Origin of the sequence: Curvibacter cyanobacteriorum, from assembly GCF_028649475.1 — a bacterium.
In the GTDB taxonomy this organism is placed as follows: domain Bacteria; phylum Pseudomonadota; class Gammaproteobacteria; order Burkholderiales; family Burkholderiaceae_C; genus Curvibacter; species Curvibacter cyanobacteriorum.
This window is the reverse complement of record NZ_JAQSIP010000008.1, coordinates 22,862-44,375: the sequence shown is the minus strand read 5'-3', so window position 1 is coordinate 44,375 and position 21,514 is coordinate 22,862. Positions and strand designations below refer to the sequence as shown.

At 67.4% G+C, this 21,514-nt stretch carries 15 protein-coding genes; 2 read left to right on the top strand and 13 right to left on the bottom strand.

All coding sequences use genetic code 11. The features are described from left to right. Window positions 1-12: 12 nt before the first annotated feature. The 13 genes from PSQ40_RS16150 to PSQ40_RS16090 form a co-directional block, all read right to left on the bottom strand. Window positions 13-1,029, bottom strand: a complete 1,017-nt coding sequence (locus PSQ40_RS16150) for a glycosyltransferase family 2 protein (RefSeq protein WP_273952860.1) — start codon at window positions 1,027-1,029, stop codon at window positions 13-15. 19 nt (window positions 1,030-1,048) lie between these two features. Beyond that, on the bottom strand, window positions 1,049-4,111 hold the full coding sequence (locus tag PSQ40_RS16145; protein ID WP_273952858.1) for a hypothetical protein: 3,063 nt from the start codon (window positions 4,109-4,111) through the stop codon (window positions 1,049-1,051). Between the two features lie 2 nt (window positions 4,112-4,113). Next, the gene (locus PSQ40_RS16140; protein ID WP_273952857.1) at window positions 4,114-5,166 is read right to left on the bottom strand and encodes an NAD-dependent epimerase/dehydratase family protein; all 1,053 of its coding nucleotides are present in this window, start codon (window positions 5,164-5,166) and stop codon (window positions 4,114-4,116) included. Between the two features lie 26 nt (window positions 5,167-5,192). After that, window positions 5,193-6,299, bottom strand: a complete 1,107-nt coding sequence (locus tag PSQ40_RS16135) for an N-acetylneuraminate synthase family protein (protein ID WP_273952855.1) — start codon at window positions 6,297-6,299, stop codon at window positions 5,193-5,195. A gap of 189 nt (window positions 6,300-6,488) precedes the next feature. Continuing rightward, complete coding sequence (locus tag PSQ40_RS16130) at window positions 6,489-8,270, bottom strand: thiamine pyrophosphate-binding protein (RefSeq protein WP_273952854.1); 1,782 nt, start codon at window positions 8,268-8,270, stop codon at window positions 6,489-6,491. After that, on the bottom strand, window positions 8,267-9,517 hold the full coding sequence (locus PSQ40_RS16125) for a methyltransferase domain-containing protein (RefSeq protein ID WP_273952852.1): 1,251 nt from the start codon (window positions 9,515-9,517) through the stop codon (window positions 8,267-8,269). Before PSQ40_RS16125 ends, PSQ40_RS16130 begins: the two co-directional genes overlap by 4 nt. 10 nt (window positions 9,518-9,527) lie before the next feature. Beyond that, window positions 9,528-10,895, bottom strand: coding sequence for a lipopolysaccharide biosynthesis protein RfbH (gene rfbH, locus PSQ40_RS16120; protein WP_273952850.1), 1,368 nt, complete (start codon window positions 10,893-10,895; stop codon window positions 9,528-9,530). After that, window positions 10,892-11,953: a CDP-glucose 4,6-dehydratase gene (rfbG, locus tag PSQ40_RS16115; RefSeq protein WP_273953061.1), complete on the bottom strand. Its 1,062-nt coding sequence runs from the start codon at window positions 11,951-11,953 to the stop codon at window positions 10,892-10,894. Before rfbG ends, rfbH begins: the two co-directional genes overlap by 4 nt. Next, a complete protein-coding gene (gene rfbF / locus PSQ40_RS16110; RefSeq protein ID WP_273952849.1) occupies window positions 11,947-12,717 on the bottom strand; it encodes a glucose-1-phosphate cytidylyltransferase in 771 nt (256 codons plus the stop codon). Before rfbF ends, rfbG begins: the two co-directional genes overlap by 7 nt. 121 nt (window positions 12,718-12,838) lie before the next feature. Further along, window positions 12,839-16,480: a glycosyltransferase gene (locus PSQ40_RS16105; protein ID WP_273952847.1), complete on the bottom strand. Its 3,642-nt coding sequence runs from the start codon at window positions 16,478-16,480 to the stop codon at window positions 12,839-12,841. A 227-nt stretch (window positions 16,481-16,707) separates the two neighbouring features. Then, the gene (locus tag PSQ40_RS16100) at window positions 16,708-17,562 is read right to left on the bottom strand and encodes a flagellin N-terminal helical domain-containing protein (RefSeq protein WP_273952846.1); all 855 of its coding nucleotides are present in this window, start codon (window positions 17,560-17,562) and stop codon (window positions 16,708-16,710) included. A 401-nt stretch (window positions 17,563-17,963) separates the two neighbouring features. Beyond that, window positions 17,964-19,400 carry a flagellar filament capping protein FliD gene (gene fliD, locus PSQ40_RS16095; protein ID WP_273952845.1) on the bottom strand — a complete coding sequence of 479 codons (1,437 nt, stop codon included), beginning with the start codon at window positions 19,398-19,400 and terminating at the stop codon, window positions 17,964-17,966. 137 nt (window positions 19,401-19,537) lie between these two features. Beyond that, complete coding sequence (locus tag PSQ40_RS16090; RefSeq protein ID WP_273952843.1) at window positions 19,538-20,386, bottom strand: flagellin N-terminal helical domain-containing protein; 849 nt, start codon at window positions 20,384-20,386, stop codon at window positions 19,538-19,540. Between the two features lie 327 nt (window positions 20,387-20,713). On the opposite strand from PSQ40_RS16090, the gene fliS reads away from it, so the two are divergent. Continuing rightward, window positions 20,714-21,115 (top strand): flagellar export chaperone FliS, encoded by a 402-nt coding sequence (gene fliS, locus PSQ40_RS16085; RefSeq protein WP_273952842.1) that lies wholly within the window; start codon window positions 20,714-20,716, stop codon window positions 21,113-21,115. Window positions 21,116-21,136: 21 nt separating this feature from the next. Next, window positions 21,137-21,439: a flagellar protein FliT gene (locus tag PSQ40_RS16080; protein WP_273928484.1), complete on the top strand. Its 303-nt coding sequence runs from the start codon at window positions 21,137-21,139 to the stop codon at window positions 21,437-21,439. Window positions 21,440-21,514 lie beyond the last annotated feature (75 nt).

Below are 21,514 nucleotides of genomic sequence, written 5' to 3'. Positions count from 1 at the left end.
GCTTTGGGCAGCTCAGAGTTGCTGCACCAGGCGGGCAACCTCGTCCAGGTGCTGGCGCGGTGTCACCAAAGGGCGGCCTCGGGCCGCGTCGTCATAGATCAAGGGGCTCAAGGCCTGGTGGGTGGCGATCAGCAGCTCTTTGGCCATGGGGCGCAGTTCCTGGCCGACTTCGGTGGCCTGGATCATCTGCAGCATGGCCTGGATCACGCCCACGTCCGACAGCAAACGCCCGTGGGCATTGGCTTTGGCGAGGTAGCGCGTGACCTTGTCGAAGATGTTGTGGTCGTCAAAGATGTAGTCGTAGGTGCGCACGCTCTCCGTGATCCGGCGCAGCTCGCCCCCGGTGCGGTTGGTGGCATTGCTGGCGTGGATGCGGTAATAGCCCTGCGGTTCGTCGAGCACGTAGGCGGGGCTTTGCGCGGCCACCCGGGCACACATGTACTGGTCCGGGTAGGCCGAGGTGGGCAGGCCGATCAGGCGGTCGCGCCAGGCGTGGCGCTGGATGCCACCCACCTGATCCAGCGCGCTGCGCTTGAAAATGGCAAACGAGCAAATGATCCAATTCGTGATGCACAGGTGGTGCACCACCGAATGCGGGCCGGTGCTCAGGGCCGGCCGGTAGACGCCGGTGTCGGGTTGGATCTGGTCACCGGTTTTGCGCTGGTAGAGGCTGTAGCCAAAACCACATTCCGGGTGCTTGAGCAGGCCTTCGCACAGCAGCTTCTCAAGGAACTGGGGCCACAGGATGTCGTCGTGGTGCAGCCACATGACGTAGTCCGACTGGGTGCGCTGGTACATGGCGTCCAGGCATTCGATGCCGCCGATGTTCTGCTCGTTCTGGCTGAACTCGATGGTCATGCCTTGCGCGCGCCATTTGTCGATCACGCCCTGCACCGGGTTGCCTGGGCTGTCGTCCACGATGTGGACGTTGAAGCCTTGCCAGGTCTGTGCGGCCAGGGACTGCAGGCATTCGTCCAGGTACTCCGGGTGCTTGTACGAGGTGATCAGGATGTCCAGGCGTTGGGTCATACGGGGGGGAGGTGGGGTTTCAATGGAGCCAGCCGTCCACGGCCAGGGCGCCAAAGCGCACCGGGTCAGCCTGCAGCGACTGCAGGCGGGGGTGGACGCCGGCCAGTTTGCCGAGGTCATGGGCGCTGCTCAGCAGCACGGTGTGGGCTGGCGCCAGCAGCGGGCGCAGGCGGCTGCGCAGCAGGGCCGGGGCCGGCGGGCACAGGAAATTGTCGGGTTGGCTCCAGGGCTGCAGGTCGTCCAGCAGCAGCAGGCAAGGCCGCTCGGGCTGGTGCTGGGCCAGTGCGGCCAGCAGCGCCTGGACCAGCGGCAGGTGCAGCCCGTGCAGCAGCACCCGGTCGGGCGCGGCGCGCAGCACGGCCATCAGCCAGTCGGCCAGCGGGCCGGGCTGGGCGCCGATCTCGAAGCGGCCCACCTGCGCGTCATCGCTTTGGCGCAGGCTGTCCTGCACGCGGCTCATGGCCGACAAGGGGCTGGCCGCCGGGCCCACCAGCAGCCAGCGCTGGCGGCGTTGGTGGGTGTCGAGCCACGGCGCACGGCGCGCGGCCTCTGGCAGCGCGGGCTGGCTCAGGCTCAATTGGCGGTGGTGGTTCGGGTCACGCGCCAGCGCCGTCAAGGGCAGTTGGGGCCAGACCGGGGGCACGGTGTCGGGGGCGCTGGCCGGGGCCGGCGGGCGTGGGTGTTGCAGCACCACCGCGTGCGGGGTCCAGACCAACAGGCGCTGTTGCGCGCGCAGACGCAGGCCCAGTTCGGCCCAGGCGGCGCGCTCGGGCAGGGTTTCATCCAGCCAGGCGGCGCCGGCCAGGGCCGAGCGCTTGATCAGCAGCACCGACGCGTTGACCGCCAGCGCGCTTTGCTCGCACAGGGCGCGCTCATGCGGGCCGGGTTCGTCGAGGCCCAGGTCGCGGAACGCGGGGCCCGCCAGGCCTTCCAGGCCACCGAGCCAGTGACCCTCGATCAGCAGCGAGTTGGCCGGGTTGACCAGGCGCGGGGCCACGGCGCCGACCTCGGGCCGCTGCGCGATGCCCAGCAGGCGCTCCAGCCAGTCGGCTTGCACCAGGTGGCTGCGCACGTCCAGGCACAGCAGGTGTTCGGCGGTGCTGTGGCGCAGCCCCAGGTTCAGGGCCTGGGCGGGGCTCAGGCCGCGCGCGTTCAGCCGCTGCACCCGGCCCTGCCAGAACGCGTCTTGCGCCAGGCTGTCGAGGTAGGCGCGTTCGTCGGGGTCATCGCAACCCAGGTCCAGCAGCAGCAGCGGCGTGCGGTCGGTCGGCCGCAGCTGCTGCCAGCTGGCCAGCAGGGGCTGCAGGTACTGCCGGTCGTGGCGCACCGCGATCAGGGCGGTCACGTCGCTGTGGGCCGGTGCGGCGTAGCGCACCTGGTGGGTGTGGGGGCTCAGGCCTGGCAGCACCTCGGCGGCCACGCCCTGACGGGCCAGGTGGGCGCGCAGGGCTGCGCGTTCGGCCTCGGGCTCGCCGTGGCGCAGGCTGGCGCTGGCGTACAGCCACAGCAGTTCGCTCAGGTGACCCAGCGCCGCGGCACCGGCGTGGTCATGCAGGCGCAAGGCCACATCGTAGGCCGTGGCGCCCGGGTCGGCCCCCAGCCCGCCGCAGGCCAGCAGGGCGGCTTTCTCGACCCACAGGGCGCGACCCAGGTAGGCGTTGGCGCGCAGCAGGTCGAGGTTGAAGTCGGGTTTGAAGTGGGGCTCGGGTGACTGGCCCGCCGGCTGCACGGCGTCGTCGCCGTACACCAGGCGCCAGTCGGGTTGGGCGTTGATCTGGTCGGCCAGCGCCTGCAGCGATTGGGGCTCGGCCACCGTCACGCCGGCGGGCAGCAGGCCCAGCCAGTTGGCTGGCGAGGCCTCGGCCAGGGCTTGCAGCACCAGCGGGGCCGAGCTGTCTTCGCGCAGGCACAGCCACTGCAGGCGGGGGTTTTGGGCGATGCTGGCGGGGGCGTCGGCGGTGCTCAGCACCGTCAGGATCCATTCGGGGTACAGCTGGGCGTCCAGGCTGGTGAGCAGGGCCTGGGCCGAGTCCACCGCGCCTTCGGGGCAGTGGGTCAGCAGGTGGAAACGCGGCTTGTGCTGCCAGCCCGTCATCATGCGTTCGGCCAGTGCCTGCGCGGTGAACTCATTGAGCGACTGGGCCTGGCGCCACTGGGCAAAGGCCTGGTCGGCGGCGCTGGGCTGGTAGACCACGGGCAGGGGGGCGGGCTCGGTCAGGGGCAGGGCCTGGCTGTCGCGGATGAACTGCTGCAGCTTGACCCAGAACTCTTCTTCGAGGCGCTGGTAGGTGGCCTGCATCTGGCCCACGGTGCGGCGCGCGTAGGCAATTTCTTCGGGTGCGTCGCCAAAGGCCATGCCCTCGCGACCGAGTTCCTGTGAATTGATGGCCTGGCCATCAAAGAACGGCGAGTGCAGGGTCACGGCGGGGCAACCGCACAGCACCGATTCCAGCGCGATGGCGGTGGACTCGAAGCAGTACAGCATCTCGCTGCGCCGCATCAGCGCGGCCAGTTCGGCGCGGCTGGCGGGCCAGGTGGAGGTGATCACGGTGGCCTGGGCCAGCTCGGGGTGTTCCTTGAGCGCGTTCAGGTGCCGCCCGGGGTAAACCAGCAGGCCCTGGCGCTGGGTGTCCAGCGGGTTGTCGCGGTTGTTGAACAGGCTGGAATCGACCGAGGGGAAGAACAGCACATTGCCCGGAGGCGCGTTGGGCGGCAGGATGTTCTGGCCGTAGGCGTAGATGAGTTCGGTGTCGGCAAAGGTCTTGTCGCCGCCGATCAGGCCCGGCACATTGAGCACATAGCGCACCACCGACTTGGCGCGGCGCGGGTTGCCGCTGACGATCTCCGGATAGACCACGATGGGTTCGCGCCCGGCCTGCAGGTGGCGCCGCACCACGTCCTCGGTCACGGTGGGGGTGTTGAGCTCGGGGTTGACCCCGGTGGTGAAGACATAGGCTTCTTCGCCCAGGCGGTTCAGCACATGGCAGAGCATGTGCATGACGCGGATGCCCGCCGAGGAGCGGCGGTACGGCGGCGCCTCGATGTAGTAAGGGCGGCGCAGCGATTCGTACAGTTGGGGCATGGTCAGTCCTGGGCGAGGGGCTGGCGCGGGTCGGCGGTGCCCGCGATGGCCTGGGCCAGCGGGGTCCAGACGTCCAGCCGCAGCTCCTGCCGGGCCCGCTCGATGTCGGGCACGTAGCAAGAGCGCGAAGATTTGAGGTCCGCCTGGCGGGCCAGCGTCACGGCCTGCCCGGGGCTCAGTTGCTGGTTCACCTGATGGGCCAGTTGTTCGATGGTGATGGCCTGGTCCGAGCCCACGTTGTAGGCCCGGCCGTGGTCGCCACGCAGCAGCAATTGCAGCAGCCACACCGCGAGGTCCGCACCGTACAGGTAGCTGCGCACCGGCGTGCCGTCCCCCTGGACATGGATGCCTTGGCCGGCCAGGCCGTCGCGGATGAAGTTGCCAATCGCAAAGTGGCCATTCAGGTCCAGCCCGGCGCCCACGAAGGCAAAGCAGCGTGCCACCGGGATGCACAGGCCATGGGCCTGGCCAAAGTGGTGGCACCACAGCTCGGCCATGGCCTTGGCTTCGCCATAGGGGTCGGGTTGCTCGAGGCTGCGCTGCAGGGCCGTGGTCTCGGCGGTGTGGCTGGCCGCGCGGGCGGCCGGGCCATAGACCGCCCCCGAGCTGACAAACAGCGCCCGCTTCACGCCTTGGGCCAGCGCCTGCTGCAGGGTGTTGCGCGTGCCCAGCAGCACATCGTCGAGGATGGCCAGCGGCCGCGTGTGGGCCTGGGCGTGGGTGTCGGTGGCCGCGTGGATCAGCAGTTCGGCCGGTCGGGGGTCTTCAAAGCGGCGCACATCGCCGCTGACCCAGTCGATCCAGGGGCGGTCGGCAAAGTACGGGGCGGCCGCTTGAAAGCGCTGCGGATCGCGCGACAGCAGGCGCACCCGAAACCGGTGGCCGCGCTGTTGCAGCAAGTCCAGCAGGCTGAGCAGCCAGTAGCCAAAAAACCCCGTGCCCCCGGTGATGAACAAGGTCTGGTCGTCGAGTGCCGCCGCGTCCAGGTGCGGCAGCAGCTGGGCCAGCCGCCCCTGGATGGCCGGCAGCGTGGGGGACGGGTAGGGCGTGCTCACGGGACGGAGGGCCGAGGCCGTTGCGCTCAGAGGCCGCGGTCGTAGATGGCCTGGCGCAGCGATTCGTGCTGGGCGTAGGGGCTGTCCACGTCGTCGATGGTCAGCGCCGCGTCGCGCGACACGGGGCGGGTCAGCTTCAGGCCGTTCATGGTTTCACGGCAGGACAGTTGGCCCTTTTGCAGCGGGATCGCGAGGTAGAAGTCCTCGTCGCTGCCAGGGTGCTTGAACTCGTAGCCGGCGGGCAGGTCGCGCTTCACGTAGACGCCGCGCACCAGGCCGTCGAGGTACTCGGTTTCTTTCTTCTTGGGCAGGCGCTTGGACTGGCCCGAACCACCGCACATGGCCACCGCCTTGTGGTAGGCCTTGAACCAGGTGTCGATCTGGTGCGGCAGCGAGCAGTAGGGCGAGACCGGGATGCCGCCTTCGTCGATGTCGATGTGGCGCTCCCAGGTGCGCGCTCCCTTGGCGTAGGACAGCAGCATCGACGAGCTCCAGTCGGTGTACTCGTGGGTCGAGAAGCCGATCACGTTTTTGGGGTAGAGCTTCTTGAGGTAGTCGATCTGGTTGATCTCCAGCTCGTCGTCCTCGCTCGGGTACAGCGACACGCAGTGGTTGATGGCCAGCGGGATGTTGCGGTTGGCGAAGAAGGTCACCATGTCGTCGATGTCCTTCTGGCTGGAGCCGCCGGTGGACACGATGACGGGCTTCTTGGTCTCGGCGATGCGCTCGATTAGGAACCAGTCGTTGATGTCCGAGCTGGCGATCTTGATCAGGGGCAGGTCCAACTCTTCACACAGGTCGACTGAGCGCTCGTCGAAGGCGGTGGCCATCGGAATGCAACCGCGTTCCTTGATGGTGCGCGTCAGGGTCTTGTACTCGGCCTTGCTGAGCTTGGTGACCTCGGTCTTCTTGATGTAGCGGATGTCCTCGCGGCCGCGGAAGTCCTTGTGGATGAAGTGGTCCACTTCGCGGAACTGCAGCTTGATGGCCGCGCGCACGTTGTTGAAGCGCACCACCTGCGAAAAGTCGTGCACGATCTTCAGGCCCCGGTCCAGCCGCCCCCAGTGGTTGTTGGCCAGTTCGAGAATGAACAGGTTCTCGAAGATGCTGTTGGGGTTGTGCTCTGTGGACATGGAGGACTCCGTCTAATGAGGGGCCGCAGGGGCCGGTCAAACGCCAGACTTTGCGGGAGTAGGCGCTGCAGGCCGCAGCGCCGCTTGGACCCAATCATCTCAGCAACCGCGCCTCGCAATGGGCCAAACAAAGTGGTTTTTTAGCACCAGATTGCCCGGCTGAGGGCGCCACCCCGGGGGGCGTCGGGCTCAGCCCTGGCGCACGGCGGCCAGTTCGGCGCGCACGGCGGCCAGTTCTTCGGCCGGCAGGAAGGGGAACATGTCGTCCAGTTCAGGCGTGGCAAAGCCACCTTCCGGCAGGGCGCGCGACTTGATGCGGGGTTCGAAGCCAGGCTCCGGGTCCACCGTCACGGCCAGCAGTTGGGGGCCATCCTGTTGCAAGGCCGCGTCGAGTGCGGGCAGGTCGGCGGTGCTGCGCACGTCGACGGCGCGCAGGCCAAAGGCCGTGGCCAGGCGGGCAAAGTCCGGAAACGCCACCCCCGAAGCCGGGGTGGCGCCGACGATTCGGCCAAAGAAGTTGTCGTGCGTGAGGCGGATCGACAGGTAGCCGCCGTTGTCGATCACCACCACCAGCACGTTGAGGCCCAGGCTCTTGAGGCTTTGCAGCTCCTGCAGGTTCATCTGCAGACTGCCGTCGCCCGCGAAGCAGACCACGCGGCGCTCGGGCGCCGCGATGGCCGCGCCCAGGGCCGCCGGCAGGTCGTAACCCATCGAGGCCGAGCCCGAGTTGCTGAACAGGCGCTGGCCCGGCTTGAGCGGGGCCAACTGGAACGGCAGGATGCAGGCCGAGGCGTTGCCACTGACCAGGATGTCGTCGTCGCGCAGCTGGGCGCAAACCCGCTCCACCAGGCCATAGGGGTGGATGGCATCGCCGCGGTGGGGCGGCGCTTTCAGAGCGTAGCGTTCGCGCATGGCCTGGCAGGCCTGTACCCACGGTGCGTAGCTGGGCAGGCCGCCCTGGCAACGCGCCTGCAGCGCCTGCAGGAACACGCGGGCGTCGGCGGTGACCTTGAGGTCGGCTTGCACCAGGGGCTTGGCCAGTTCGGCCGGGTCCACATCGACCTGCACCACATGGGCGTGCTTGGCGAAGGTGTCCCAGTTGTAGCTGACCTGGCGGATGTTGAGGCGCGAGCCGACCACGATCACCAGGTCGGCGGCCTGCAGGCAGAAGTTGCCGGGCCGCGTGCCGATGGTGCCGGGGCGGCCGGCAAACAGCGGGTGGTCGCTGGCGATCAGGTCGTGGGTCCAGGCGGTGGCCACGGGGATGCCGTGGGCCTCGGCAAAGGCCAGCAGGTCCTGCTCGGCGCGGGCCAGCCGCACGCCGGTGCCGGCCAGGATCAGCGGGCGCTGGGCTTGCGCCAGGCGTTCGGCGATGTGGGCACAGTCGGCGTCCAGCGTGGCCGGGGTCAGCGCAGGGGGGAACACCGGCGCCGGAATGGGCTCACAGGCGGCCGACTGCACATCGAGCGGGATGTCCAGCCAGACGGGGCCGGGGCGCCCGCTCACGGCGGTGACCAGGGCTTGGGGCAGCAGGGTCAGCGCCGCCTCGGGGCTGCCCACGCCTTCGGCCAGCTTGGTCACCGGGCGGGCCATTTGCAGCACTGGGCCTTCTTGGTCACCCAGCTGGCGCAGGCCGGGCACCGGGGTGTAGTCCAGGCAGGTGGCGCGTTTGACCTGGCCGCTGATGACCAGCATGGGGATCGAGTCGGTGAAAGCACCGAACACGCCGTTGAGCGCGTTGATGCCGCCGGGGCCGGTGGTCACCATGACCACGGCCGGCTTGCCCGCGATGCGGGCGTAACCCTCGGCGGCCATCGCGCAGGCCTGCTCGTGGTGCAGGTAGGTGCACTGCAGACCGGGGTGGGCGCCCAGGGCCTGGTTGAGGTACATGGCGCCGCCGCCGGTGACGGCAAAGACTTGGGTGATGCCTTGCTGGACCAGCCAGTCGGCGATGCGTTCGGAGAGGTTCATGTCGGGTCGCTCAGAAAATGAAGGCGTTGCCGTGCACCCGGCGCCAGGGCGTCCAGGTCGGCGGCCACCTGCTGGGGGTCGATCGCCACACAGACCAGGATGGCCGCGCCCGGGTGGTCGCGCAGGCCTTGTTCGGGCGGCAGGATGGGCAGGCCACCGAGTTGCAGGCCTTGCTTGTTGGGGTCTTTGTCGAGGAAGGCCCGCAGTCGCTCGCGCGGCAACTGGTCCTGGCCCAGCAGGCGCTGCGCCCATGACCCCGCGCCCCAGGCCAGCACCGGTCCGGTGGGCGGCAGGGGGGGCTGAGGCACCAGGCGCGCGCCTCGGGCGCAGTCGGCCAGGTAGCGCTGCACCGACGCCACGGTGGCCGGTTGGGGCGACAGTGCGGCCCCGGCCCGCGGGTCGTCCCCGAAGCCCGCCACCACCGCCAGCGCCGGGTAATGGCTGCCGCCCGCCAGGGGCAGTTGGACCGCCTCGGTGCTCAGCAGTTGCAGGCCGGCCGGGGCCAGCAGGCGCGCCAGGGCCTGGGCGCTGAAGTGGTTGATGTGTTCGCTGTCGAAGTAGTAGTACGGCGGGCGCTCGCCGCAGGCGTAGCCGCCCGGGTGCGGGACTTCGATGTAGAGCCGGCCCTGGGGGGCCAGCAACCGGGCCAGTGCGGGCAGGCTGTGCAGGTCGCGCAGGTGCTCGGCCACATGCGACAGCACGATCAGGTCGTAGCGCTCACCCGCGCAGTGGGTGGTGGCTTCGTGGATCAGGCCCTCGCGCAAGCGCAGGCCGCGGGCACGGGCGGCCTGCACGGCGCTGGGGTCGGGGTCCAGGCCTTCGACCTGTTGCAGGCCGCGCGCCATCAGGGCTGACAGCAGGCCGCCTGCGCCGCAGCCCAGGTCCAGCACGCGGGCCTGGGGTTGGGGCCGCCAGGCCAGCAGGCGATCGGCCATCTGGTCCAGCCGAGCCTGGTCCGCGCTGTGCAGGCCTGCACCGGTGCCGGTGGGGCCGCCGTACTTGGCGCAGTGCTGGTAGTAGAGGTCATAGGCCGACTGCGGGGCGGGCGTGTCGGCAAACACCAGGTCGCAGGCGGTGCAGGCCATCAAGCGGTAGCCGGCGGGCAAGGGCGAGCCCGAGGGCTGGGGCAGCGACAGGGTCTTGAGCGCCAGGGCCCCCGGCTGAGCGCAGACCGGGCAGGGCCGCGCGGCGTCCGGCGCCTCGGGGCGGGGATGGGGTTCGCGGGCGGGCTGGTCGGCGGGGCTCATGGGCGGGGGCTCAGAAGTTCAGGCCCAGCACCTGCTTGAGGTGGCTGACCATGTAGTCGAGCTGGGCTTGGCTCAGGCCGGGCCAGACGCCGATCCAGAAGGTGTCGTTCATGACCTGGTCCGCGCGCGGCAGCGCGCCCACCACGCGGAAGTGGCGGTCCTGCATGTAGGGCTGGTGGATCAGGTTGCCGGCGAACAGCAGCCGGGTGCCGATCTTGTGCTGGTCCAGGTACTGCAGCAGGTACTGGCGGTTCAGGCCGGACTCGGGGCGCAGCGTGATCGGAAAGCCGAACCAGGAGGGGTCGCTGCCCGGCGTGGCCTCGGGCAGGATGAGTTGTTCCTGGCAGTCCTGCAGTTGGGCGTGCAGGTAGGCAAAGTGGTCTTTGCGCGCCTGCACAAAGCCCTCCAGCCGGTCCAGCTGGGCCAGACCGCAGGCGGCCTGCATGTCGGTGATCTTGAGGTTGTAGCCCAGGTGGCTGTAGGTGTATTTGTGGTCATAGCCGGCCGGCAGGCTGCCGAGCTGCCAGTCAAAGCGCTTGCCGCAGGTGTTGTCGCAGCCCGGTTTGCACCAGCAGTCGCGGCCCCAGTCGCGGAAGGACTCGGCGATCTGGCGCAGCTCGGGGTCGTTGGTCAGCACGGCGCCGCCTTCGCCCATGGTGATGTGGTGCGCCGGGTAAAAGGACAGCGTGGCCAGGTGGCCGAAGGTGCCGACCTTGCGGCCCTTCCAGGTCGAGCCCAGGGCGTCGCAGCAGTCTTCCACCAGCCACAGGCCGTGCTTCTTGGCAAAGTCGGTGATGGCGTCCAGGTCGAAGGGGTTGCCCAGGGTGTGGGCGATCATGATGGCCTTGGTGCGCGGCGACAGCGCGGCCTCCAGCTGGCTGACGTCGATGTTGTAGGTCGGCAGCTGCACGTCGACAAACACCGGCACCGCGCCGTTTTGCAGGATGGGGTTGACGGTGGTCGGGAAGCCCGCGGCCACCGTGATCACCTCGTCACCGGGGCGGATGGCGCGGATGCCCAGGCGCGGTGAGGTCAGGGTCGAGAACGCCACCAGGTTGGCCGAGGAGCCCGAGTTGACGGTCAGCGCGTGCTTGACGCCGACAAAAGCGGCCAGGCGGGCTTCAAACGCGTCGTTGAAGCGGCCCGTGGTCAGCCAGGCGTCCAGTGCGGCGTCGATCATGGCGTTCTTTTCGGGGTCGCCCACCACCTTGCCCGAGGGCGGGATGGTGTCGATGCCTGGCCGCCAGGCCGCGGGCTGCGCCGCCGCGCGCGCCGGGCGAACGATGATTTCCACGTCTTGCCCCGCCAGTTCGGGCGGCAGCTTCAGCTGCACCTGGCCTTGGGCGTCGGCGCTCAGGGTGTGTCGGATCAGGCTCATGCGGCGCTTTCAAATTCAATGATCTGGGCCAGGCTGTGCTGGCGCATGTCGGCCCCGGCCTGCCAGGCGCGGTACCAGTCCAGGGTGTGTTGCAGGGCGCTGGCGGCGCTCCAGCGCGGCTGCCAGCCCAGGCGGCTGTGGGCCTGACTGCAGTCCAGCTTGAGCGTGTGCGCCTCGTGCGGGCGCTCGCCCGACTCGACCGCCCAGGCCGCGTCCGGTCCCCAGGCGCGGGCCAGTTGCTCGACCACCCAGGCCACGGTGCGGGCGTCGCTGGGGGCGGGGCCGAAGTTCCAGCCCTCGGCCCAGGGGGCGCCTTCTTGGTAGAGCTTCTGGGCCAGCACCAGGTAGCCGCGCAGGGGGTCCAGCACATGCTGCCAGGGCCGGATGGCCCCGGGCTGGCGCAGGGTGACGGGGCGGCCGGCGGCGAACGCGGCCAGCACATCGGGCACCAGGCGGGTCGGGGTCCAGTCGCCGCCGCCAATCACATTGCCCGCGCGCGCACTGCCCAGCGCGATGCCCTGGCCCGCCAGGAAGGCGCGCCGGTACGACGCCACCACCAGCTCGGTGCAGCCTTTGCTGGCCGAGTAGGGGTCATGCCCCCCCATCGGGTCGGACTCGCGGTAGCCCCAGGCCCATTCCTGGTTCTCGTAGCATTTGTCGCTGCTGACCACCAGCACGGCACGCACGCCCGGCTGCAGGCGCACCGCCTCCAGCACCTGGGCGGTGCCCATCACGTTGCTGGACCAGGTCTCCAGCGGGTCTTCGTAGGAACGCGGCACCAGGGGCTGGGCCGCCAGGTGCAGCACGATCTCGGGGGCGGCCTCGGCCATGGCGTGGCGCAGCGCGGCCAGGTCCCGGATGTCACCCAGGGTGTGCTGTGCCAGGCCCTGGGCCACGGCTGCGGCTTCAAACAGGTTGGGCTGGGTGCTGGGTGCCAGGGCGTAGCCCGAGACGCGCGCGCCCATGGCGCTCAGCCACAGGCACAGCCAGCTGCCTTTGAAGCCGGTGTGGCCGGTGACAAACACCCGCTTGCCAGCCCAGAAGGCGGCATTCACCATTTTTTCCACGGTGCGGCTCCGCTGGTCCAGAGTTCTTCGAGGTAGGTCTTGTCGCGCAGCGTGTCCATGGGGCGCCAGAAGCCGGTGTGCTGGTAGGCGGCCAGTTGCTGCTGACGCACCAGGGCGTGCACGGGGCGGTCTTCCCAGATGGTGGCGTCGTCCTCGATCAGGTCCAGCACCTGGGGCGACAGCACAAAAAAGCCGCCGTTGATGAGGTTGCCGTCACCCAGCGGTTTTTCGGTGAAGGCCTGCACCTGGTCGCCCTGGATGTCCAGTGTGCCAAAGCGGCCCGGCGGCGCCACGGCCGCCACGGTGGCGAGCTTGCCGTGGGCCTGGTGGAAGGCGATCTCGGCGCTGATGTCGATGTCCGACACGCCGTCGCCGTAGGTCATGCAAAAGAAGGGGTCATCCTGCACATAGCGCTTGATGCGGCGCAGGCGGCCACCGGTCTGCGTCTGGTCCCCGGTGTCGACCAGGGTCACGCGCCAGGGCTCGGCATGGTGCTCGTGGATCTCCATGCGGTTGTGCGTCATGTCGAAGGTGACGTCGGAGGTGTGCAAGAAGTAATTCGCGAAATACTCCTTGATGACGTAGCCCATGTAACCGCAGCAAATCACAAAATCGTTGATTCCATGGCTGGAATAGATTTTCATGATGTGCCAGAGAATCGGTTTGCCACCGACGCTGATCATCGGTTTGGGACGCGTCAGGGTTTCTTCGCTGATTCGGGTCCCCAAACCGCCGGCCAGAATGACTGCTTTCATCTCAGGTGCTCCAGGCTGATGGGTCGACGCCAGCCGTCGACAGAGGGCTGGTGCCGCCAATTCTAGGGGCAGCCATTCACTTCAGCCCCGAGTGAAGGGGCTGAATCACGGCACTGATAACTCAATCAAAAATGGCGGCTTGCCAGCGATCGGTGTTCTTCGACAGGTAGAAATGGTCGCTGACCCACTGGTGCAGTTGCTGGCCCATTTGCAGGCGCAGTGCGGGCTCGTCAATCAAATGGCGGATGGCGTCAATCCAGACCGACTTTTCATTGGCCACGCGCAGCACCGGCGGGTTTTCCGTGCGGAAGGGGTAAACGTCCGAGCACACCACCGGCCAGCCCATGGCGCCATATTCGAGCAGGCGCAAATTGCTCTTGCAGCGGTTGAAGGGGTTGTCTTCGAGCGGGGCAATCGCAATGTCCAGGTCCAGCGAGGCCAGCTTGGCCGGGTAGTCCACATAGGACACAAAGGGGTGGAACTCCTTGATGTAGCTGCGCAGACCGTCCGGGCACATGCCCATGAAGATCCAGTCCACCTCGTCCTTGAAGGCCGCCACCACGTCGCGGATCATCTCCAGATCACCCAGGTGCTGGGCCGCGCCTGCCCAGCCCACCCGCAGGCGCGGGCGCGGCGGCGGCACGCGGAAGAACTGGCCCCAGACGCGGTCGTCCAGGCAGTTGGGCACCACGCGCACATCGCGGCAGTGATCGCCATAGACCTCCACCAGCGGCTGGGTGGAGACGATCACGCGGTCGCACAGGCTCATGGCCTCGCGCATGCGCACATAGCCTTCGCGCTGGTGCACCACATGCAGGTGGTGCTTTTCCGGCAGGTCGTGGAACAGGTCGTCCACCATCTGGATGGTGAACAGGTCGGGGTTGGTCTGGCGGTAGTCGCGCAGCAGGTGCAGGTGGGCGTCGCCGATCGAGTGCTGCACGATCATGCGGTCGGGGTTGGCGCGCGTCACCTCCAGCGGGTTGGGGGTGCGGTAGGCGGTGTTGGTGACCGGGAACACGATGCAGCTTTGCGCCAGCCCGGCGTGCTGCAGCGCGTTGAGCGGTTCCACCACGCGGTACTGGCCTGAGCCGCTGGAGATCGGGAAGGCGATCACCGTGGGGCGGTCCTTGCGCGCATTGGACCAGTCGATCACCAGGTCGGCCTCGACGTCGTAGGGGGTTTGCAGCGACAGGTGCCGGTTGTAGCGGCCATCGCGCGCAATGGTCTTGACCCAGCGGGCCAGGAAGGCCTGCTTCTCGCGCAGCGCGGCGCTCTTGATCTCGAAGGTGCGGCCGGGCTCGCGGCCCAGCGCTTCGATGGTCTTGCCACCGTGGTGCAGCACGCTGGCAATCGGCGTCCAGATGTGGCGCCGCCCCGCCTGGCTGGCGCGCAGGCAGAAGTCGTGCACGGTGGTGAAGGTGTGGCAGGCCTGGGTGTCAAAGCCGCCCAGGCTGTGCCACAGCGCGCGTGACACCAGGAAGAAGTGGCCCGCCACGGTGGCCGCGTCCTGCGAGGTCTGCAGGCGCGAGAACACGCCTTGTTCGTCGAGCAGGCTGCGCTCGCCGGTGTAACTGCGCGCCCAGTCGCCGGCGCCCAGCACCATCGGCCCGGTCTGCAACTGAGGTTTGTCGCCGACCTGCAGCACCAGGCGCGGGGCCACGCAGCCCACATCGGCCTGGTCCAGGTAGGCGCTCAAGGGGTGCAGCCAGTGGCGCTGGATGACCTCGGTGTCGTCGTCGGCGAACAGCAGCACATCGCCTTCGGCCAGGGCCGCGCCGGTGTTCAGGGCCAGCGCGTGGTTGTATGGGCCCGGCGGGGTGGTGGCAAAGCGCAGGGGCACCGGCAGCGGCACCGACCCCGCGGCGCGTTGCACCGCGTCGGCCTGCTCCGGCTGGCTGACCACGATGACCTCGCACAGCTGGGTCTCGACATAACTTTGCAGCGAGCCCAGCAGGCAGCGCAGGTAGCCCAGTTGGTGGCCGCTGGGCACGATCAGCGACACCCGGCGCGGGGCCGTGCTTTGGTATTCGATCTGTCGGCAGCCCGCGATCTTCTGCGCCTGCACCACCGCCGGCAGCTGGTGGCGCTGCAGGGCCGCCTGCAGCAGGCCCAGCTCAGCGGCTTCGCGGGCGCTGTCGATGTGGCCGCTGCTTTGCAGCAGCACGGTGTCGATGTGCTGGAACGCGGCCGGGCCCTCGCTCAGGTTGAGCTCCAGCGCCAGGCCATAGACCTGGTCGAAATCGAGTTGTTGTTCGGGGGTGAGGCGCAGCCAGTGTTGGCTGCGCACGGCCACCGCGCTGCCCAGGTAGTTGGTGCTGCGCAGCCACTCGGTGTTGAGGTCGGGCTTGAAGTGCGGCGTGGGCAGGCCGGCGGGGTTCTGGATCGCCTCATCGGCGTAGATCAGGGCCACGTCGGGGCGCCGGGCCGCGAGGGCGAACTCGATCAGCGCCTGCGGCTCCAGCGTGGTGCCGGACTCCACCATCACCAGCCAGGGCGGCAGCGGGCCGGCCAACGGCTGGCTGGCGCCGGGCAGTTCGTGCCAGCGGCACTGCGGGCCCAGTTCTTCCACCGGGATCGGGCTGGCAAAGGGCGCCAGGATGTGCAGTTGCTGGGCCTGGTAGAAATTTTGCTCCAGGCTGTCCAGGGTTTGGGCCAGGCCGTCGAGGTCGTCGGGACGCACATAGACACAGACCGCCAACGGCGGCAGCGTGCCCTTTGCCACATGCTCGGCGTAGATTTCGCCATCGATCTCGCGCAGGGTGCTGCGCTTGCGCCATTTGGCAAACTGGTGCTGCAGCCGGGTGTACTTGGCCTGGTCGGCGTGGCGCGGCAGGTCCTTGGCCTCGATCACGAGTTCGCCCAGCAGGGCCACCGATTCGGTGGACCAGGCGGCCTCGAAGGGCATGGCGTTCATGGCCTGCTGGGTCTGGGCGATGAAGTTCTGCAACTGGGCCGCGCTGTCGCGGAAGTTGTCGCGGTAGCGTTGCTGGAAGGCGGGCACCTCGGCCTGCGCTTGCGCCACCGCACCGGGCTCATCCCCCCAGGCGGTGCCCAGGCGGTGCCAGTCCGACGCCGGCGGCACGGTCAGGCAGCGGTCGTTCTGGATGTAGATCACCGGGCAGCCACACAGCAGCGCCTCGGTGGTGATGGCCGAAATCTCGTAGCTGTACAGGCAGCGCGCGCTGCGCAGCAGGGCGGCGCGGTCAGCGGCTTGGGCCAGTTGGGCGTCGCCGAGGTTGCTGAGGGCCTGGTGTTCGGGCGGCAGCTTGCCACCCGCCTTCAGGTAGCGGTCGGCCAGCACCACGGCCTGGGTGCGTGGCAGTCCCGGGGTTTCATGGAACACGCTGGCGTCGGTCCAAGGCAGGGCCAGTGGCAGGCTGAGGCGGGGCTTCTCGTCGCCGCTCGCGAGGTCGATCCGGCCTTGGCGCAAGGGCTGTTGCGCGTCGGGGTGGGATTCGGGGGCGTAGCTCAGGGTCCAGTGCGACTGTTGGCGCAGCACCGGGTCGACGGCGAGGTGGATCCACAGCGGCTTTTTACCGGCTTTGTAGTGCGCTGCCCGCTGTTCCAGCGTCAGCATCGGCGTCCACCAGTGTCCGTTGAGCTTCTTGGCGCCGAACAGGTAGGCTTCGCAGCCGCTTTGGTTCAGCTGGCTGCAGAGCCGGTGCAACTGCAGCGTGAAGGCAATCTGGGGGTCGAAATCAGCGCTGGCAATGTAGTAGGGCTGTCTTTCGCTGGGGTTCAAGATGGGGCCGTGCGCTTGCATGATCAATCTTTGCTTTCTGCCTGTGACAACCTGCAGCCCAAGGTGCTGGGGCTGAAAAAACAAGTTGCTGACACCCGTGAGGTGGGCGTACCGAGGGCCCGTGGGCCGGTTCGAACCGCTTTCGACGCCAAGTTTAAGCGCGTCTGTCGGCGGTTTGGACCGCTCACTGATCGTTGGCAGAGGGCACTTTCCCTGCTGAATTTCACCCGGAGGGGTGAAAAAGGGCTTCAGCCCCTCAGCAGCGAAAGCACCTGTTGCGGCAGCTGGTTGGCCTGCGCAATCATCGCGGTACCGGCCTGTTGCAGGATCTGCGAGCGGCTCAGGTTGGCGGTTTCCGTCGCGAAGTCGGCGTCCATGATGCGGCCCTTGGCAGCGGTCTGGTTCTCGACAGCGGTTTGCAGGAAGTTGATCGTGTTCTGGAAGCGGCTTTGGGCAGCACCCAGGGAGGCTCGGCTGTCGTTGATCGATTGCAGGGCCTTGTCGATGGCGTCGATGTTGGCCGCGTTGGCGCTGTTGCTGCCTTGGGCGGTGGTCAGGGCGCTGGCGGCGCCGGCGCCGTAGGTGGCGGACACGTTGCCGGCTTGGTCCAGGTTCAGCGTGCCCGAAGCCACGGTGATGGTCTGGCCCGAGTTGGCCCCGACCTGGAAGTCGTAGCTGCCGGTGGTGGTCAGGATCGAGGTGCCGTTGAACTGCACGGCGCTGATGGTGCGGCCGATTTCCGCGGCGAGCTGCGTGTATTCCTGGTTCAGCGAGGCCACGTCCGACGAGGTGTTGGTCGAGTTGGTGGCTTGCACGGCCAGTTCACGCATGCGTTGCAGCATGTCCGAGACGGTCTGCATGCCGCTTTCAGCCGTCTGCAGCATCGAGATGCCGTCGTTGGCGTTGCGGATCGCGACGGTCATGCCACGGGCCTGGGCGTCCATGCGGGTGGCGATGGCGAGGCCGGCGGCATCGTCCTTGGCGCTGTTCACACGCAGGCCGGAGGACAGGCGCTGGATGGAGGTGGAAAGGCTCATCTGGGTCGCCTGCGCATTGCGCTGGGCGTTCAGAGAGCTGAGGTTTGTGTTGATGGTCATTGCCATGGGACGACTCCTTCAATGAATGCAAGATGAACGATCCACACGGTGCGATGTCGGGGCAAAACAGAGTGACCTATCCCAGCCGAGTGTTAGGAAAATTATTCGGCGAAGGGCAAAAATCGAAGGCTGGATAAGCGGGGTTCAGGCCCCTCAGTTCGACTTTTTGGCATTGGCATTGCGCCAATTTGGGGCATTCAGACCGCGATCTGACGGGTTTGGCCAGCGAGTTGCGGTGCGAAAGGCGGGGCGGAGGGCGGCGCTGTGGCGGGGGCGGGGTGGCGCGGGCCGGGGTGGAGCGCTTTGGGGGCCGTGTGGTGCGAGGGGGAGGGTGGGGGCTGGCTGGGGACGCTGCGCCTGGGCCGCTGGGGCGCCAGGCCGTCACGCCCCTGGCCGGGGGGCGGGGCTCAGCTCGACGACTTGTTCCAGGTCGTGATCTGCTGGGTCACCAGGCTGCTCAGGCTGTTCAGCGAGGTCAGGTTGGTGTCCAGCGTGTTGTACTGTTTGTAGAGGCGGGCCTGCACCACCGCGATCCGGTCCTGCATCTTGGTGATGTCGGCGTTGTTGCGGGTCAGCGCGGTCTGCAGGTTGGTGGTGCGGCTGCTCACATTGCCACCCGTGCCGTTGGCCGCCATGGCGAAGTCGCGCACGCGCCGGGCGATGCCGTTGTCGGCGCTGCTGCCCCCGTTGGCGGCAAACAAGGCCTCCAGGTTGCTGCTGTTGGCCATCGCAGCGCTGAGCTTGGTGCTGTTGACCTTCAAGGTGCCGTCCTGCTGGGTTTCGAGCCCCACCTCGCTGAGGCGGCTGTAGGTTCCGCCCGAGGGGCCAGCCCCGGTGATGATCTGGCGCAGCGCGGTCTGCAAGCCCGTGGCCGTGCTGTCGCCCTGCAAGGCCGCAGCCGCTTTGGTGGCCGGGTCGTACTTGGTCAGGGTGCGGATGCTCGACACCAGCTGGTTGTAGGCGGTGGCGAAGGCGTTGACCTTGCTGGTCGGGGTGGCCGTGTCGGCCACCACGCTGACGGTGGCGGGCGAGGTCGTGACCTGCTGCAGGTTCAGCGTCAGCCCGGACACGGCACCCGTGATCTGGTTGGTGGAAGAGCTGACCGCGACGCCATCCACGGTGGCGGCGGAATCCTTGGCGGCCTGGGACAGGCCCATGCCCACGATGCCGCTGCCATGGTTGGCGTAGGCCAGCTTGCCGACCCCGGTGCTGCCGTCGGTGATGGCGGTGCCGGTGTCGTCAAAGGCCTGAATCTGGAAGCCGTTGCTGGCGCCCGTGTTGGCGCCGCGCACGATCAGCTTGTCCTGGCCGCCCGAGGTGACCACCGAGGCATTGATGCCGGCTTTGGAGTTGTTGATGCGGTTGGCGATGTCGGTCAGGGTGTCGGTGGCGTTGACGGCCACGCTGATCGCTGCGGCACTGCCGCCCGTGAAGGTGCTGCCCGACCATTGCCCCAGCTGGATGTCCAGCCGCCCGGCACTGCCGATGGCGCTGCCCGCGGTGACCGAGGCCGACGAGTTGGTCTGGGATTGGGCCAATTGGCTGACCGACACGCTGTAGTTGCCGGCCAGCGCGCCGCTGGTGACGGTGGCGGCCACGGCGCTGCTGTTGCTGGAGCTGACGGTGCGCGCCGCCCAGGTGCTCTTGTCAAGCAGCGAGGCGGCAGCGTCTTGCAGGGTGGAGAGTTGCGATTTCAGCGAACCCCAGCTCGAGATCGTGCTCTGGATCTTGCTGCTTTTCGACTGCAGCAAAGTGATGGGTTGGCTTTCCACGGCCACCAGTTTGGTGACGATGGCATTGACGTCCAGCCCATTGCTGCCGATGCCAGGTGATGAAATCGTCATAGTGTTCCCCTTTCAGCAGACACAAAACCCGCTTGAGCCTAAATGTAGCAAGCGGGTTTCGCATCGCAAAGCTGGAACTCCGGCTGAAACCCCGGCTGTTTCGGGGCTTCAAAGAGACGCCGGAGCGTCTGGCTCGATCAGCGCAGCAGCGACAGCACCTGCTGCGGCAGCTGGTTGGCCTGGGCAATCATCGCGGTACCGGCCTGTTGCAGGATCTGTGCGCGGCTCAGGTTGGCGGTTTCCGAGGCGAAGTCGGCGTCCATGATGCGGCCCTTGGCAGCGGTCTGGTTCTCGACAGCGCTGGTCAGGAAGTTGACCGTGTTCTGGAAGCGGCTTTGGGCAGCACCCAGGGAGGCTCGGCTGTCGTTGATCGACTGCAGGGCCTTGTCGATGGCGTCGATGTTGGCGGCGTTCGAGCTGTTGCTGCCTTGGGCGGTGGTCAGGGCGCTGGTGGAGCCGCCGAACACGGCCGACACGTTGCCGGCTTGGCTCAGGTTCAGCGTGCCCGAAGCCACGGTGATGGTCTGGCCCGAGTTGGCGCCGACCTGGAAGTCGTAGCCGCCGGTGGTGGTCAGGATCGAGGTGCCGTTGAACTGCACAGCGCTGATGGTGCGGCCGATTTCCGAGGCGAGCTGCGTGTATTCCTGGTTCAGCGAAGCGTTGTCCGACGACGTGTTGGTGGCGTTGGTCGCCTGCACGGCCAGTTCACGCATGCGTTGCAGCATGTCCGAGACGGTCTGCATGCCGCTTTCAGCGGTTTGCAGCATCGAGATGCCGTCGTTGGCGTTGCGGATGGCGACCGACATGCCGCGGGCTTGCGAGTCCATGCGGGTGGCGATGGCGAGGCCGGCGGCGTCGTCCTTGGCGCTGTTCACGCGCAGACCGGAAGACAGGCGTTGGATCGAGGTCGACAGGCTGGACTGGCTGGTGGCCGCGTTGCGCTGGGCTGACAGCGAGTTCACATTGGTGTTGATGGTCATTGCCATTTGAAAGCTCCTTCAAGTTAAAAATCAGCCTACGCTGATGTCAAACCCACGGTGTCGCAGGCTTGGCAACGAACCCTTCTTGAAGCCCGTTGCATTGTTTTTCGGGTGCTCCCCGGAAAACTTTAGGGCTGCTTGGCGGGATCCTGCAAAAAGACCGGTGTTGCCCCTGCAGTTCGTGACTTTTGACCGCTTCGCACCCCGGCTTTCCCAGGGATCCACGCTCTCTATTAAATAGGCTGCGAAATGTCTTGCTATTGGGCCCTTCAGAACGCCGGGGGGCTGCCGATACACCAGTTGTACCGTGCGACAATTTGCGAGGCCAACTGAATGTTTACACCTGTGAGTACCCGAGCTGCTTCTGCCTATCAACGCGTTGGCGTCGAAACCAGTGTCCATGGTGCGGATCCGCACCAGTTGGTGGTTTTGCTGTTTGACTCGCTGCTGGACAGCCTCTCCAAAGTGGCTGGCGCCATGGTTCGTGGCGACATCCAGGAGAAGTCTCGTTACCTCAACAAGGCCATCCAGATTCTGGACGAGGGCTTGCGGTCGGTGCTTGACGAGGAACAAGGGGGTGAGGTGGCCAAGAGCCTCAACGCCCTCTACGGTTACTCGGTGATTGAGCTGACCAAGGCCAACTTCAACAACAGTCCCGAGGCTGTCCATTCCGTGATCGCACTGATCCGACCCGTCGCTGAGGCCTGGAAGGCCATCAGACCCCAATCACGTTGAACAGAGAATAAGGGGCATAACGTGCAGCAACAGTCATTGCTTGATTTCTACAAGGCCATCGAAGGGGCCAGCCAGCGCATGCTGCTGGCCGCCCAGCGTGAAGATTGGGAGCAGGTCATGCAGCTCGAAGGCGCCTGTGCGGTGCTGATCGAGCAACTGCATCACCACTCGCAGGTCGAGTCCCTGCCGTCGGAAGACCGCAGCGAAAAGGGCAAGATCATGCTTCGAATCCTGCGCAACGACGCACTGATCCGCAACCTGGCCGAGCCGCGTTTGTCGGACATCAACCGCATGCTGGAAGGCGGCTCGCGTCTCCTGCACTGAGGTCGCCCGCCGCCCGGCCGGGCGGTGTTCGCCGGTACACCCCATCAGAAAAGCCCGACCCGTGTCACACGGTCG